Origin of the sequence: Enterobacter sp. K16B, assembly GCF_020216105.1 — a bacterium.
GTDB lineage: Bacteria > Pseudomonadota > Gammaproteobacteria > Enterobacterales > Enterobacteriaceae > Enterobacter > Enterobacter sichuanensis.
Map to the genome: position 1 here is coordinate 34,628 of NZ_JAIWJZ010000067.1, position 15,028 is coordinate 49,655.

15 protein-coding genes are annotated in these 15,028 nt (G+C 53.7%); 1 reads left to right on the plus strand and 14 read right to left on the minus strand.

Annotation, left to right across the window (positions count from 1 at the left end):
- The first annotated feature begins 143 nt into the window (after positions 1-143).
- Positions 144-809 carry a 6-phosphogluconate phosphatase gene (gene yieH / locus LDK53_RS13580; RefSeq protein WP_225287388.1) on the plus strand — a complete coding sequence of 222 codons (666 nt, stop codon included), beginning with the start codon at positions 144-146 and terminating at the stop codon, positions 807-809.
- A gap of 90 nt (positions 810-899) precedes the next feature.
- Here yieH and phoU read toward each other — a convergent pair whose 3' ends face one another.
- From phoU to atpE, 14 genes are all read right to left on the minus strand, one after another.
- Positions 900-1,625, minus strand: a complete 726-nt coding sequence (gene phoU / locus LDK53_RS13585; RefSeq protein ID WP_008500182.1) for a phosphate signaling complex protein PhoU — start codon at positions 1,623-1,625, stop codon at positions 900-902.
- 26 nt (positions 1,626-1,651) lie between these two features.
- Positions 1,652-2,425 (minus strand): phosphate ABC transporter ATP-binding protein PstB, encoded by a 774-nt coding sequence (pstB, locus tag LDK53_RS13590; protein WP_008500183.1) that lies wholly within the window; start codon positions 2,423-2,425, stop codon positions 1,652-1,654.
- A 47-nt stretch (positions 2,426-2,472) separates the two neighbouring features.
- Entirely contained in the window at positions 2,473-3,363 is an 891-nt protein-coding gene (pstA, locus tag LDK53_RS13595; RefSeq protein WP_008500184.1) for a phosphate ABC transporter permease PstA, read from the minus strand.
- Positions 3,363-4,322 (minus strand): phosphate ABC transporter permease PstC, encoded by a 960-nt coding sequence (gene pstC / locus LDK53_RS13600; RefSeq protein WP_008500185.1) that lies wholly within the window; start codon positions 4,320-4,322, stop codon positions 3,363-3,365. The genes pstA and pstC overlap by 1 nt, the downstream gene beginning before the upstream one ends.
- A 128-nt stretch (positions 4,323-4,450) precedes the next feature.
- Positions 4,451-5,491, minus strand: a complete 1,041-nt coding sequence (gene pstS / locus LDK53_RS13605) for a phosphate ABC transporter substrate-binding protein PstS (RefSeq protein WP_008500186.1) — start codon at positions 5,489-5,491, stop codon at positions 4,451-4,453.
- 320 nt (positions 5,492-5,811) lie between these two features.
- The gene (glmS, locus tag LDK53_RS13610; protein ID WP_225287389.1) at positions 5,812-7,641 is read right to left on the minus strand and encodes a glutamine--fructose-6-phosphate transaminase (isomerizing); all 1,830 of its coding nucleotides are present in this window, start codon (positions 7,639-7,641) and stop codon (positions 5,812-5,814) included.
- Positions 7,642-7,866: 225 nt separating this feature from the next.
- On the minus strand, positions 7,867-9,237 hold the full coding sequence (gene glmU, locus LDK53_RS13615) for a bifunctional UDP-N-acetylglucosamine diphosphorylase/glucosamine-1-phosphate N-acetyltransferase GlmU (RefSeq protein ID WP_025756960.1): 1,371 nt from the start codon (positions 9,235-9,237) through the stop codon (positions 7,867-7,869).
- A gap of 138 nt (positions 9,238-9,375) precedes the next feature.
- On the minus strand, positions 9,376-9,795 hold the full coding sequence (locus tag LDK53_RS13620) for a F0F1 ATP synthase subunit epsilon (RefSeq protein WP_006177560.1): 420 nt from the start codon (positions 9,793-9,795) through the stop codon (positions 9,376-9,378).
- Positions 9,796-9,815: 20 nt separating this feature from the next.
- Positions 9,816-11,198 (minus strand): F0F1 ATP synthase subunit beta, encoded by a 1,383-nt coding sequence (gene atpD, locus LDK53_RS13625; protein ID WP_003862362.1) that lies wholly within the window; start codon positions 11,196-11,198, stop codon positions 9,816-9,818.
- A gap of 31 nt (positions 11,199-11,229) precedes the next feature.
- Positions 11,230-12,093 (minus strand): F0F1 ATP synthase subunit gamma, encoded by an 864-nt coding sequence (atpG, locus tag LDK53_RS13630; protein ID WP_025756959.1) that lies wholly within the window; start codon positions 12,091-12,093, stop codon positions 11,230-11,232.
- A gap of 51 nt (positions 12,094-12,144) precedes the next feature.
- Positions 12,145-13,686: a F0F1 ATP synthase subunit alpha gene (gene atpA, locus LDK53_RS13635; RefSeq protein WP_025756958.1), complete on the minus strand. Its 1,542-nt coding sequence runs from the start codon at positions 13,684-13,686 to the stop codon at positions 12,145-12,147.
- A gap of 12 nt (positions 13,687-13,698) precedes the next feature.
- Positions 13,699-14,232, minus strand: a complete 534-nt coding sequence (atpH, locus tag LDK53_RS13640; RefSeq protein ID WP_013099407.1) for a F0F1 ATP synthase subunit delta — start codon at positions 14,230-14,232, stop codon at positions 13,699-13,701.
- A gap of 14 nt (positions 14,233-14,246) precedes the next feature.
- A complete protein-coding gene (atpF, locus tag LDK53_RS13645) occupies positions 14,247-14,717 on the minus strand; it encodes a F0F1 ATP synthase subunit B (protein ID WP_003862370.1) in 471 nt (156 codons plus the stop codon).
- 48 nt (positions 14,718-14,765) lie between these two features.
- Positions 14,766-15,005: a F0F1 ATP synthase subunit C gene (gene atpE / locus LDK53_RS13650; RefSeq protein ID WP_000429386.1), complete on the minus strand. Its 240-nt coding sequence runs from the start codon at positions 15,003-15,005 to the stop codon at positions 14,766-14,768.
- Between the last annotated feature and the right edge of the window lie 23 nt (positions 15,006-15,028).

A 15,028-nucleotide genomic window follows, 5' to 3' on the forward strand; every position in this document is an offset into this window, starting at 1 on the left:
GAAAATTCGTCGCTATCCTATACCAAAATGCGACAATAGTGGCGGTTACGTGATACTTTTTTCATTGATTTTGCTTATACGGCAACGATTGCGTTCCGGTAAACGGCGGTACGTAAACGTTAAACTTGTTAAAAGGGAAAGGCATGTCCGGAATTGAAGCGGTATTTTTCGACTGCGACGGTACGCTGGTCGACAGTGAGGTCATTTGTTCCCGCGCGTATGTCACCATGTTCCAGGAATTTGGCATTACGCTGGCGCTCGAAGAGGTGTTTAAACGCTTTAAGGGCGTGAAGCTCTACGAGATCATCGACATCATTAACGAAGAACACGATGTCGACCTGGCGAAAGCGGATCTGGAACCGGTGTACCGCGCCGAGGTCGCTCGCCTGTTCGATTCAGAGCTGGAAGTCATTCCGGGGGCAAACGCACTGCTGGATGCCGTGACGGTGCCAATCTGCGTGGTGTCTAACGGACCGGTCAGCAAAATGCAGCACTCGCTCGGCAAGCTTGAGATGTTGCACCATTTCCCGGAAAAGCTGTTCAGCGGCTACGATATCCAGCGCTGGAAGCCCGATCCGGCGCTGATGTTCCATGCGGCAAAAGCGATGAACGTGAATGTAGAAAACTGCATTCTGGTGGACGACTCCTCTGCGGGCGCGCAGTCGGGGATTGATGCGGGGATGGAGGTGTTTTACTTCTGCGCCGACCCGCACAACAAGCCGATCGATCATCCAAAAGTGACGACTTTTACCGATCTGGCGCAGTTGCCGGCGTTGTGGAAAGCACGCGGTTGGAATATTACTCGCTGAAAAAACAAAGCCGGATGGCGCTAACGCTTATCCGGCCTACAGGGTTCGCAGGCCCGGTAAGCGCAGTGCCACCGGGCATATTCACCTGTATTACTCTTTCGGATCTTTACCCGCCAGCAGCTTGTCCAGCTCGTCGCCGCCCACGTGACGGAAGTCCTGACCTTTCACGAAGTAGAAAATGTATTCACAAATGTTCTGGCAGCGGTCACCGATACGCTCAATAGAGCGCGCGCAGAACAGGGCCGTCAGTACGCTTGGAATCGTGCGTGAATCTTCCATCATGTAGGTCATCAGCTGGCGCACAATGCCTTCATACTCCTGGTCGACTTTCTTGTCTTCACGGTAGATACGCACCGCTTCGTCAAGATCCATACGCGCAAAGGCATCCAGCACGTCGTGCAGCATCTGCACGGTGTGGCGACCCAGCGACTCCAGGCTCACCAGCAGCGGCTGGTGCTGCTGAGAGAACTTCTCCAGCGCCGTGCGGCAGATTTTATCCGCCACGTCACCAATACGTTCCAGCTCGGCGATGGTTTTGATGATGGCCATCACCAGACGCAGATCGCTCGCGGTCGGCTGACGTTTCGCGATAATGCGCACGCAGGCTTCATCGATAGCCACTTCCATCATATTGACGTTTTTGTCGCCTTCTATGACGCGCTTCGCCAGCTCGCTGTCCTGGTTATGCATTGCCGTAATCGCATCCGAAAGCTGCTGCTCAACCATGCCACCCATGGTCATCACCTGCGTGCGAATACTTTCCAGCTCTGCGTTGAACTGGCCTGAAATGTGTTTATTAAGATTGAGGTTGTCCATGGTTTCTCCACATGCACTGAGGCAAATCAACCGTAGCGGCCAGTAATATAATCTTCGGTTTGTTTCTTCGCGGGCTTGGTGAACAGATCGTCCGTGTTACTGAACTCAATCAGCTCGCCCAGATACATAAATGCCGTGTGATCGGAACAACGCGCAGCCTGCTGCATGTTATGGGTCACGATAACCACGGTGTAATCCTGCTTCAGCTCAGTAATGAGTTCTTCAATACGACCGGTTGAGATCGGGTCCAACGCTGAACATGGCTCATCCAGCAACAGCACTTCCGGGCGAATCGCGATACCACGCGCAATGCACAGACGCTGCTGCTGACCACCGGAGAGAGAGTAACCGCTCTGGTGCAACTTATCTTTGGTTTCGTTCCATAATGCGGCCTTGGTCAAAGCCCACTGCACGCGCTCATCCATATCGGCGCGGGAGAGTTTTTCAAACAGGCGCACGCCAAAGGCGATGTTGTCATAAATGGACATCGGGAACGGCGTGGGTTTCTGGAACACCATCCCCACTTTGGCGCGCAGCAGGGCGATATCCTGAGCCTGGGTCAGAATATTTTCCCCATCCAGGATGATTTCACCTTCAGCGCGCTGCTCCGGATAGAGTGAATACATTTTGTTAAAGGTACGCAGCAGCGTGGATTTTCCACATCCAGACGGACCGATAAATGCCGTGACCTGGTTCTTCGCGATATCCAGGTTGATGTTCTTCAGGGCATGGAATTTGCCGTAGTAGAAGTTCAAATCACGAACCTGAATCTTACCCGGGGCAGTATCAACCATACTCATTGACTCATTTCCTCATTCGGCGCCGCGATCTGCCGCGCCGTAAAAAATTAACCGTGTTTCTTCTTCGCGAAAATGACGCGCGCCAGAATGTTCAGCAACAGTACGCAAAGGGTAATGATCAGCACCCCGGCCCAGGCCAGCTGCTGCCATTCCGCGAATGGGCTCATCGCAAATTTAAAGATCGTCACCGGCAGGTTGGCGATCGGCTGCATCATGTCCGTGCTCCAGAACTGGTTGGAGAGAGACGTAAACAGCAGCGGCGCCGTTTCACCCGCAATACGAGCCACCGCCAGCAGGATACCGGTCATGATCCCGGAGACGGACGCTTTTAATGTAATCGCCGAGATCATCTTCCATTTCGGCGTACCCAGCGCGTAAGCCGCTTCACGCAGGCTGTCCGGCACCAGTTTCAGCATGTTCTCGGTGGTACGGATAACAATCGGTACCTGCAGCAGCGCAAGGGCAATCACACCCGCCCAGCCGGAGAAGTGTTCCATCTGCGCCACCACGACGGTGTACACAAACAGGCCCACCACGATAGACGGGGCCGAGAGCAGGATGTCGTTAATGAAACGAATGACTTCCGCCAGCAAGGATTTACGACCGTATTCCGCCAGGTAGATACCCGCCATGATGCCGAGCGGCGTACCAAAAACCGTCGCCCACAGGATCAGCAAACCGCTGCCCGCCAGGGCATTCGCCAGACCACCACCCGCCGTGTTCGGCGGCGGCGTCATTTCGGTGAACAGCGACAGTGACATCCCGTCAATTCCGCGCACGACGGTGGAGAACAGGATCCAGACCAGCCAGAACAGACCGAACGCCATCGTCGCCATTGAGAGCGTCAGCGCAATGCGGTTTTTCATGCGGCGTCTGGCCTGCATTTTACGGCGGGATTCCGCCAGCTCAGCGGTAGCTTGCATTTCGAGAGTTGCCATTAGCGTGCCCCCTCATTTTTAGCGAGGCGCATAATCATCAGCTTGGAAATCGCCAGAACGATGAAGGTGATAACGAACAGAATCAGCCCCAGTTCCATCAGCGCTGCGACGTGCAGACCTGATTCCGCTTCGGCAAATTCATTCGCCAGCGCAGAGGTAATGCTGTTACCCGGCATATAGAGCGAAGCGCTGTCGAGCTGATAGGTGTTACCGATAATAAAGGTGACCGCCATGGTTTCACCCAGCGCACGACCTAAGCCCAGCATCACGCCCCCGATCACCCCATTTTTGGTGAACGGAAGGACAATGCGCCAGATCACTTCCCAGGTAGTGCAGCCGATGCCATAGGCCGACTCTTTCATCATCACCGGCGTTTGTTCGAAGACATCGCGCATGACCGCCGCAATGTACGGAATAATCATGATGGCGAGGATCACACCTGCCGCCAGAATACCGATACCGAAAGCCGGGCCAGAAAACAGGGCCCCCACAAACGGAATGGCAGAGAGGACATTACCCACCGGCTCCTGGAAGTACGTGGCGAACAGCGGCGCAAAGATAAACAGGCCCCACATGCCGTATACGATACTTGGAATGGCCGCCAGCAGTTCGATGGCGATCCCCAGTGGACGACGCAGCCAGCCCGGCGCCAGCTCCGTCAGGAACAGGGCAATACCGAAGCTTACCGGAACCGCAATCAGCAGGGCGATGAACGAGGTCACCAGCGTACCGTAAATCGGCACCAGTGCACCGTAGATATCGTTCGGCGCATCCCACTCTTTACTCCACAGGAAGGAGAAACCGAATTTCTGAATGCTCGGCCAGGAGGAGAAAATCAGGGACACGATAATGCCGCCCAGCAGCAATAGCACAATCAGCGCAGCCAGTTTGACCAGCGCGCTGAAAATCATGTCACCTTTTTTACCCGGAGGGTTAAATGCAGGCTTGGTTGCAGCCATAAATTACTCTTCTGTTTGAGACGTTTTTACGAATATGCCCGGTGGCGCTGACGCTTACCGGGCCTACAGAGTAAACCGTAGGGCGGGTAAGCGCAGCGCCACCCGCCATCTTCGTTAAATATATCCTGTTAGTACAGCGCTTTACCGCTGCTGTCTTTGACGTTGGTCTTCCATGCAGCACGGATCTGCTCAACCACGTTGTCCGGCAGGGTAGCGTAGTCCAGAGCGTTAGCCTGTTTGCCACCGTTTTTGTACGCCCAGTCGAAGAACTTCAGCACTTCAGCGCCCTGCTCAGGTTTCTTCTGCTCTTTGTGGACCAGAATGAAGGTGGTAGAGGTGATTGGCCACGCACCTTCGCCTTTCTGGTTAGTCAGGTCCTGAGCGAAAGATTTGCTCCAGTCAGCGCCTTTCGCGGCGTTGGCAAAGTTCTCTTCGGTCGGGCTAACCGGTTTGCCGTCGGCAGAAACCAGTTTGGTGTAGGACAGGTTGTTCTGCTTCGCGTACGCATACTCTACGTAGCCAATTGAACCTGGCAGACGCTGTACGAACGCAGCGATGCCGTCGTTCCCTTTACCGCCCAGACCGGTTGGCCAGTTAACAGTAGAGCCGGAACCAACTTTAGATTTCCACTCTTCGTTCACTTTTGCCAGGTAGCTGGTAAAGACGAAAGAGGTACCGGAACCGTCCGCGCGGCGAACCACAGCGATGTTCTGAGAAGGCAGCTTCAGGCCAGGGTTGAGTTTAGCGATCGCTTCGTCATCCCATTTTTTGATTTTGCCCAGGTAGATGTCACCCAGCGTTTTGCCGTCCAGCACCAGCTCACCTGACTTCACGCCCGGCAGGTTGATAGCCAGAACCACACCACCGATCACGGTAGGGAACTGGAACAGGCCTTCCTGAGCCAGTTTGTCATCAGACAGCGGAGCATCTGATGCGCCGAAATCAACCGTGTTAGCGGTAATTTGTTTCACGCCACCGGAGGAGCCGATACCCTGATAGTTAACCTTGTTACCGGTTTCTTTCTGGTAGGTATCCGCCCATTTGGCATACACCGGCGCAGGGAAGGTTGCACCAGCGCCAGTCAGGCTTGCTTCTGCAAATACAGAGAACGCGCTCAGAGATAAGGTCGCGGCGACAACAGTTGCGACAGTGGTACGCATAACTTTCATAATGTCTCCTGCAAGATTTTCGTAAATCGTTGTTTAGTGGCTACGATGAGCAAAATAGGACAAACAGGTGACAGATAAATGTACGAATTATGACAGTTTTATGACAATGGAAATTTCACTTAAAAACCAGCAAAAGAAAGCTTAATTTTCATCGTGTTAGCCGCATTTATGACAAGACATTTTCAGAAATATTTTCTTTATGTGACACTGAAAAAGTAGCTGAAGATGACAAATTGTCATCAATAAAAACGTGAAAGGATTGATTAAAAACAAACCAGGCGGGGTAAAAAAGCTCCACCCGAAGGTGGAGCCTGGAGGGATTATTCTACGGTGACAGATTTCGCCAGGTTACGCGGCTGGTCAACGTCAGTGCCTTTGATCAGCGCAACGTGATAGGCCAGCAGCTGCAGCGGAACGGTGTAGAAGATCGGGGCGATGACCTCTTCTACATGCGGCATCTCGATGATGTGCATGTTGTCGTTGCTGACAAAACCGGCATCTTTGTCGGCGAAGACGTACAGGACACCACCGCGGGCGCGCACTTCTTCGATGTTAGATTTCAGTTTTTCCAGCAGTTCGTTGTTAGGGGCTACAACGATGACCGGCATATCAGCATCAATCAGCGCCAGCGGACCGTGTTTCAGCTCGCCTGCCGCATAGGCTTCAGCGTGGATGTAAGAGATCTCTTTCAGTTTCAGCGCGCCTTCCAGCGCAATCGGATACTGATCGCCACGGCCCAGGAACAGGGCGTGATGTTTGTCAGAGAAATCTTCCGAAAGCCGCTCAATGCGTTTGTCCTGGGAGAGCATCTGCTCAATACGGCTCGGCAGCGCCTGCAGACCATGAACGATGTCATGCTCAACAGAGGTATCTTCACCTTTCAGACGCGCCAGTTTCGCCACCAGCATCAGCAGAACCGTCAGCTGAGTAGTAAACGCTTTGGTAGAGGCCACGCCGATTTCAGTGCCGGCTTTAGTCATCAGCGCCAGATCGGATTCACGCACCAGCGAAGAACCCGGAACGTTACAGATGGCCAGAGAGCCCAGGTAACCCAGCTCTTTTGAGAGACGCAGCGCGGCCAGAGTATCTGCCGTTTCACCAGACTGAGAAAGGGTGATCATCAGGCTGTTGCGACGCACCGCGGATTTGCGGTAGCGGAATTCCGAGGCGATTTCGACGTCGCACGGCACGCCCGCCAGGGATTCAAACCAGTAACGAGAGACCATACCGGAGTTGTAGGAGGTACCGCAGGCTACGATCTGAATGTGCTCAACCTTGCTGAGCAGTTCGTTCGCGTTAGCACCCAGCTCGCTCAGATCCACTTCACCGTGGCTAATGCGCCCGGTTAGGGTATTTTTGATGGCGTTTGGCTGCTCGTAAATCTCTTTCTGCATGTAGTGACGATAAGCGCCTTTGTCGCCCGCGTCGTACTGCAGGTTAGATTCGATCTCCTGGCGTTTCACCTGCTCGCCTTTGGTATCGAATACGGTCACGCTGCGGCGGGTCACTTCCGCGATATCGCCCTCTTCCAGGAAGATAAAGCGACGGGTCACCGGCAGCAGTGCCAGCTGGTCAGAGGCGATAAAGTTTTCACCCATGCCCAGACCGATAACCATTGGACTACCGGAACGCGCGGCCAGCAGCGTGGACGGGTCGTGGGAGTCCATGATCACCGTACCGTACGCACCGCGCAGCTGAGGGATAGCACGCAGCACCGCGTCACGCAGTGTACCGCCCTGCTCCAGCTCCCAGTGCACCAGGTGAGCAATCACTTCGGTGTCGGTTTCAGAGACGAAGGTATAGCCACGCGCTTTCAGTTCTTCGCGCAGCGGTTCGTGGTTTTCGATAATGCCGTTATGCACCACCACGATGTGTTCAGACACATGCGGGTGCGCGTTGCCTTCTGACGGTTCGCCGTGCGTCGCCCAGCGGGTGTGCGCAATACCGGTACCACCGTGCAGTGGATGTTCTTCCGCGGCCTGGGCCAGCATCTGCACTTTACCGAGACGGCGCAGACGGGTCATATGACCTTCTGCATCGACAACAGCCAGACCGGCAGAGTCGTAACCACGGTATTCCAGACGACGTAAACCTTCGAGAAGGATTTCAGCAATATCACGCTGCGCAACTGCGCCAACAATTCCACACATAATTTTAGATTCCGAATTTAGGCATGATGCCTGCGTTGTCGCTGACCTGTATTTGCCCTTTCCGGGCGCCCCGAGCCTTGTAGAGAGTGGGGTTATTTTTATGGGTACTGCCTGTGGGGGGAGATATATATTTACCTCCTCACCCGGGTTTGCCTGATGACGGCTACGCCTTATCAGGCCTACTCAATCGTAGGGCGGGTAAGCGTAGCGCCACCCGCCTTGTTGTTACTTTTTCTTCACCGGGCGTTTCCAGCCCTGCTTGTGTACCTGCGGTACGCGGCTTAATACCAGCTCGTTATCCGCGACGTCACGTGTCACCGTCGTTCCGGCAGCAATCGTTACGCCGTTACCCACGGTCACCGGTGCCACCAGCTGGGTGTCGGAGCCAACGAACACATCATTACCGATGATGGTTTTAAACTTATTCGCGCCGTCATAGTTACAGGTGATTGTGCCTGCGCCAATATTGACGTTGTCACCAATTTCCGCGTCGCCCAGATAGGTTAAATGACCGGCTTTTGAGCCTTTACCCAGACGCGCTTTTTTCATCTCAACGAAGTTACCCACGTGAGCGCCTTCCAGCAGCTCAGCGCCAGGACGCAGACGTGCAAACGGGCCAATGGTACAAGCCGCATCCAGACGGGCATCTTCCACCACGCTGTAGGGGCTAATTTCGCAATCGTCACCGATGACGCTGTTTTTAATCACGCAGCCAGCACCAATTTTGACGCGGTTGCCCAGCGTGACATGACCTTCCAGGATAACGTTAGTATCAATTTCAACGTCGCGCCCGTGAGATAACGTGCCACGCAGGTCGAAACGTGCCGGATCGCGCAGCATCACGCCAGCCAGAAGGAGTTTCTCGGCCTGTTCGGACTGATAAACGCGCTCAAGGCGGGAAAGTTGAAGACGGTTGTTCACCCCTTCGGTTTCGCTGATACGTGCCGGTTGTACCGCCACAATCTCGCGCCCTTCCTGGTACGCCATCGCAATAATGTCGGTGATGTAGTATTCACCCTGCGCGTTGTTGTTGTTGAGTTTCGACAACCAGCGTTTTAAATCAGCACCATTAGCAATCAGGATACCGGTGTTGATCTCCTGAATCTCGCGCTGTTCGTCGCTGGCATCTTTGTGTTCAACGATCCCCGTTACGTTGCCGTTTTCACGGGTAATTCGACCGTAGCCGGTTGGATCGTCCAGCACGACGGTTAACAAACCAATACCGCCTTGCGGTTTGGCATCGCGCAGACGCGTCAGCGTATCGGTAGCGATCAGCGGGACGTCGCCGTACAGCATCAGAATGTCTTCGTCATCCGCAAAGAACGGTGCGGCCTGCTGCATTGCATGACCAGTACCCAGCTGTTCAGCCTGAAGTACCCAGTTGAGCTTGTCGTCGCTTAGCGTCTTTTTAAGCAGATCGCCACCGTGGCCGTAGACCAGGTGAACCTGACGGGCGCCCAATTCATTAGCGGCATCAATAACATGCTGCACCATTGGCTTTCCTGCCAGTGTATGAAGCACTTTAGGCAGATCGGAATACATGCGGGTACCTTTGCCTGCGGCAAGGATCACCACGCTCATCGCACTGTTTGACATACGCATCCTGACGGTAGTTTGAGTGAGAAGTAAAAACGTTTGATGCTTAAAATTCTACATCTTTTTCATCATGAATTAAGCGCCAAAAAAAAAGCCAGCCTGGGATCCAGACTGGCTTTTGTGCTTTTCAAGCCGGTGTTACATCGCTTTTTTGGTCAACTCGATAACGCGCAGTTTCGCGATCGCTTTGGCCAGCTCCGCAGACGCCTGAGCGTAATCCACGTCACCATGAGAGCTGCTAATGTGCTCTTCAGCCTTACGCTTCGATTCCAGGGCTCGCGCTTCGTCGAGATCCTGGCCACGAATAGCGGTATCGGCCAGAACGGTCACACTGCCAGGCTGCACTTCAAGAATGCCGCCGGACAGATAGATAAACTCTTCGTGACCGAACTGTTTAACGATGCGGATCATACCAGGCTTAATGGCGGTGAGCAGCGGTGCGTGACCCGGGAAAATACCCAGCTCACCTTCACTACCCGTTACCTGGATTTTCTCGACCAGACCAGAGAACATTTGTTGCTCTGCGCTGACGACGTCCAGGTGGTAAGTCATTGCCATATCACCCTCCGATTAAGGCGTTAAAGTTTTTTGGCTTTTTCCACAGCTTCTTCGATGGAACCAACCATGTAGAACGCCTGCTCTGGCAGGTGATCGTATTCGCCTTCCATGATGCCTTTAAAGCCACGGATGGTGTCTTTCAGGGAAACGTATTTACCTGGAGAACCGGTGAATACTTCCGCAACGAAGAACGGCTGGGACAGGAAGCGCTGGATCTTACGCGCACGTGCTACCACCAGTTTGTCTTCTTCAGACAGTTCATCCATACCCAGGATGGCGATGATGTCTTTCAGTTCCTGGTAACGCTGCAGCAGGGACTGTACGCCACGCGCGGTGTCGTAGTGTTCCTGACCAACAACCAGTGGATCCAGCTGACGGCTGGTGGAGTCCAGCGGGTCAACGGCCGGGTAGATACCCAGAGACGCGATCTGACGGCTCAGTACCACGGTTGCATCTAAGTGCGCAAAGGTGGTGGCTGGAGATGGGTCAGTCAAGTCATCCGCAGGTACGTATACCGCCTGAACGGAGGTGATAGAACCGGTTTTGGTAGAGGTGATACGTTCCTGAAGAACACCCATCTCTTCCGCCAGAGTCGGCTGATAACCTACCGCTGAAGGCATACGACCCAGCAGTGCAGATACTTCCGTACCGGCCAGGGTGTAACGATAGATGTTATCGACGAACAGCAGAACGTCACGGCCTTCGTCACGGAACTTCTCAGCCATCGTCAGGCCAGTCAGCGCAACGCGCAGACGGTTTCCTGGTGGCTCGTTCATCTGACCGTAAACCAGGGATACTTTGTCCAGAACGTTGGAGTCGGTCATTTCGTGGTAGAAGTCGTTACCCTCACGAGTACGTTCACCTACGCCCGCAAATACGGAGTAACCGGAGTGCTCGATCGCGATGTTACGGATCAGCTCCATCATGTTTACGGTTTTACCTACACCCGCACCACCGAACAGACCCACTTTACCGCCCTTCGCAAACGGACACATCAGGTCGATAACTTTGATGCCGGTTTCCAGCAGTTCCTGAGAGCTGGACAGCTCTTCGTAGGAAGGTGCCGCGCGGTGGATAGCCCAACGCTCTTCTTCACCGATGTCGCCTTTCATGTCGATTGGTTGACCCAATACGTTCATGATACGACCCAGTGTAGCTTTACCTACCGGGACTTCGATCGGATGCTCAAGGTCTTTTACTTCCAGACCACGACGCAGACCGTCGGAAGAACCCATCGCGATGGTACGCACGATACCGCCGCCGAGCTGCTGCTGAACTTCCAGCACCAGGCTCTCGTTACCATTCTGTACCTCAAGCGCGTCGTACACGCGTGGTACGGCGTCCTGAGGGAACTCGACGTCCACCACGGCGCCGATTACCTGGACAATCTTTCCAGTAGCCATCTTGAATCCTCTACGTAATTCGTAAACCTGGTTAAACCGCGGCGGCCCCCGAGACGATCTCGGTGAGTTCCTGAGTAATGCTGGCCTGACGAGCTTTGTTGTAAACCAACTGCAGCTCTTTAATCAGGCTGCCGCCATTATCGGTCGCGGCTTTCATCGCCACCATTCGTGCGGCCTGCTCGCTGGCCAGGTTTTCTACAACGCCCTGATAAACCTGTGATTCAACGTAACGACGCAGCAGGGTATCCAGCAGCGGTTTCGGATCGGGTTCATACAGGTAATCCCAGGCTTTTTGCTTCAGCTCGTCATCTTCTGATGCCGGTAACGGCAGCATCTGAGTGAGCGTTGGAACCTGAGACATGGTGTTAATGAATTTGTTGCTGACAACGTACAGTCTGTCCAGACGGCCTTCATCATAAGCCTGCAACATCACTTTAACCGGGCCGATCAGTTCGGACAGGGACGGGTTATCACCCATACCGGTCACCTGAGCGACAATGTTGCCACCAACGGAGTTAAAGAAAGAGACGCCTTTAGAGCCGATCAATGCGAGATCGCACTGAACGCCTTTTTCAGACCATGCTTTCATATCCGCCAGCAGTTTTTTGAACAGGTTAATGTTCAAGCCGCCACACAGACCACGGTCGGTCGACACCACCAGGTAGCCCACGCGCTTAACGTCGCGTTCTTCCAGGTAAGGGTGCTTATATTCCAGATTACCGTTTGCAAGGTGACCAATCACTTTGCGCATGGTTTCTGCATAAGGACGGCTGGCCGCCATGCGATCCTGCGATTTACGCATTTTGGAAGCGGCGACCATCTCCATCGCTTTAGTGATCTTTTGCGTGTTCTGGACGCTTGCGATCTTACTACGTATCTCTTTTGCGCCGGCCATGAGCTTCTCCTCAATGCCAGGCGGCTTGTCCTGAGACAAGCCGCCGGACGATTACCAGGATTGGGTTGCTTTGAAGGAATCGAGGATAGCTTTCAGCTTGCCTTCGATTTCGTCGTTATAGCCACCGGTCTGGTTGATCTCTTGCATCAGCGGAGCGTGATCACGGTCAGCGTAAGCCAGCAGAGCGGCTTCGAAGCTACCGATTTTCGCCAGTTCCACATCTTCGAGGTAACCGCGTTCAGCCGCGAACAGTACCAGGCCCTGCTGAGCAACAGACATTGGTGCGTACTGTTTCTGCTTCAGCAGCTCGGTCACTTTCTGACCGTGGCTCAGCTGTTTACGGGTTGCTTCGTCCAGATCGGATGCGAACTGAGAGAACGCAGCCAGTTCACGATACTGTGCCAGCGCGGTACGGATACCACCGGACAGTTTCTTGATGATCTTGGTCTGAGCAGCACCACCAACACGGGATACGGAGATACCCGGGTTAACTGCCGGACGAATACCGGAGTTAAACAGGTTGGTTTCCAGGAAGATCTGACCATCGGTAATGGAGATTACGTTGGTCGGAACGAACGCAGAAACGTCACCCGCCTGGGTTTCAATGATCGGCAGCGCGGTCAGAGAGCCCGTTTTACCCTTCACTTCACCTTTGGTGAAGTTCTCGACGTATTCCGCGTTAACGCGGGAAGCACGCTCCAGCAGACGAGAGTGGAGGTAGAATACGTCGCCAGGGAACGCTTCACGTCCAGGTGGACGACGGAGCAGCAGGGAAACCTGACGATAAGCAACAGCCTGTTTAGACAGGTCATCGTATACGATCAGCGCATCTTCACCGCGGTCACGGAAGTATTCGCCCATTGCGCAACCGGCGTATGGTGCCAGGTATTGCAGTGCAGCAGATTCAGAAGCAGTCGCCACAACAACAATGGTGTTAGCCAGTGCGCCGTGCTCTTCCAGTTTACGAACCACGTTAGAAATGGTGGACGCTTTCTGGCCGATGGCCACGTACACACATTTGATGCCGGAATCACGCTGGTTGATGATGGCGTCGATTGCCATCGCGGTTTTACCGGTCTGACGGTCACCGATGATCAGTTCACGCTGACCACGACCGATTGGGATCATGGCATCAACGGACTTATAACCTGTCTGAACAGGCTGATCTACGGACTGACGGTCGATAACGCCTGGTGCGATAACTTCGATTGGGGAGAAGCCATCGTGCTCAACCGGACCTTTACCGTCGATTGGCGCACCCAGGGTGTTAACAACGCGACCCAGCAGGCCACGGCCAACCGGCACTTCCAGAATACGGCCAGTACACTTAACCTTCATGCCTTCGGCGAGGTCAGCGTATGGACCCATCACAACGGCACCTACGGAGTCGCGCTCCAGGTTCAGTGCGATAGCGTAACGGTTACCCGGCAGGGAAATCATCTCACCCTGCATACAATCGGCCAGGCCGTGGATGCGGATAACACCGTCACTTACAGAAACAATAGTACCTTCGTTGTGAGCTTCGCTCACAACATTGAACTGAGCAATGCGCTGCTTGATCAGTTCGCTGATTTCGGTGGAATTCAGTTGCATGCTCCAGTCCCCTTAAGACTGCAAGACGTCTGCAAGGCGCTCAAGACGGCCGCGTACGCTGCCATCAATGACCATATCACCCGAGCGGATGATTACGCCTGCCATTACAGACTTATCGATTTTGCAATTCAGCTTAACTTTGCGTGACAGACGTTTTTCCATCGCGGCGGTAATTTTCGCAAGCTGTTCATGACTCAGTTCAGTCGCAGAAGTGACTTCAACTTCAGCGGTAGCTTCACTAAGGGCACGTAAGTGCTCAAACTGCTCGAGAACATCCGGGAGCACACGGAGACGACCATTTTCTGCCATCACCTTGATCAGGTTCTGGCCGTTGGCATCCAGTTGCTCTCCGCACACGGCGATAAACGACGCGGCGAGAGTTTCAGGTGCTAACGCACCGGAAAGCAACTCGGCCATTTGTTCGTTTTTCGTCACCTCAGCGGCAAACGCCAGCATATTCTGCCAGCGATCGACATTTTGGTGTTCGACAGCAAAGTCAAAAGCTGCTTTGGCGTAGGGGCGAGCTACCGTAACAAATTCAGACATCAGCCCCTCCCTCCTTACAGTTCAGCGACAAGTTTGTCCACGATGTCGCTGTTAGCAGCTTCATCCACGGAACGTTCGATGATCTTCTCGGCGCCAGCAACAGCCAGAATCGCAACCTGCTTACGCAGTTCTTCACGAGCACGTTTACGCTCAGCTTCAATTTCAGCCTGAGCCTGTGTCACGATCTTAGTACGTTCCTGTTCTGCTTCAGCTTTGGCTTCGTCCAGGATCTGCGAACGGCGTTTGTTAGCCTGTTCGATGATAACCTGAGCTTCCGCTTTCGCTTTTTTCAGCTGGTCTGTCGCGTTGGCCTGTGCAAGGTCCAAATCTTTCTTAGCGCGTTCTGCAGAAGCCAGACCGTCAGCAATTTCTTTCTGACGTTTTTCGATGGCAGCCATTAAAGGCGGCCATACATACTTCATGCAGAACCAGACAAAGAGAATAAACGCGATGGCCTGGCCGAGGATTGTTGCGTTCATGTTCACAGCACAATACCTCTTTAATTTCTGTGGCTTAGGGTTTTAAAACTACTACTACGCGACAGCAAACATCACGTACAGACCCAGACCTACAGCGATCATTGGGATAGCATCCACCAGACCCATAACGATAAAGAACTGAGTACGCAGCAGAGGAATCAGATCAGGTTGACGCGCAGCGCCTTCCAGGAATTTGCCCCCGAGGATGCCGATACCGATCGCAGCACCGATAGCCGCCAGACCCATCATCACAGCGGCAGCCATGTACAGCAGATCCATATTCAGGTTTTCCATGACAGTCTCCAGTTTGTTTCAAT

Coding starts and splice junctions, on each gene's coding strand:
- atpD (WP_003862362.1), bottom strand. CDS start 11,198: ATGGCTACTGGAAAGATTGTCCAGGTAATCGGCGCCGTGGTGGACGTC.
- LDK53_RS13620 (WP_006177560.1), bottom strand. CDS start 9,795: ATGGCAATGACTTACCACCTGGACGTCGTCAGCGCAGAGCAACAAATG.
- pstS (WP_008500186.1), bottom strand. CDS start 5,491: ATGAAAGTTATGCGTACCACTGTCGCAACTGTTGTCGCCGCGACCTTA.
- yieH (WP_225287388.1), top strand. CDS start 144: ATGTCCGGAATTGAAGCGGTATTTTTCGACTGCGACGGTACGCTGGTC.
- atpG (WP_025756959.1), bottom strand. CDS start 12,093: ATGGCCGGCGCAAAAGAGATACGTAGTAAGATCGCAAGCGTCCAGAAC.
- pstA (WP_008500184.1), bottom strand. CDS start 3,363: ATGGCAACTCTCGAAATGCAAGCTACCGCTGAGCTGGCGGAATCCCGC.
- pstB (WP_008500183.1), bottom strand. CDS start 2,425: ATGAGTATGGTTGATACTGCCCCGGGTAAGATTCAGGTTCGTGATTTG.
- atpH (WP_013099407.1), bottom strand. CDS start 14,232: ATGTCTGAATTTGTTACGGTAGCTCGCCCCTACGCCAAAGCAGCTTTT.
- glmU (WP_025756960.1), bottom strand. CDS start 9,237: ATGTCAAACAGTGCGATGAGCGTGGTGATCCTTGCCGCAGGCAAAGGT.
- pstC (WP_008500185.1), bottom strand. CDS start 4,322: ATGGCTGCAACCAAGCCTGCATTTAACCCTCCGGGTAAAAAAGGTGAC.
- atpA (WP_025756958.1), bottom strand. CDS start 13,686: ATGCAACTGAATTCCACCGAAATCAGCGAACTGATCAAGCAGCGCATT.
- glmS (WP_225287389.1), bottom strand. CDS start 7,641: ATGTGTGGAATTGTTGGCGCAGTTGCGCAGCGTGATATTGCTGAAATC.
- phoU (WP_008500182.1), bottom strand. CDS start 1,625: ATGGACAACCTCAATCTTAATAAACACATTTCAGGCCAGTTCAACGCA.
- atpE (WP_000429386.1), bottom strand. CDS start 15,005: ATGGAAAACCTGAATATGGATCTGCTGTACATGGCTGCCGCTGTGATG.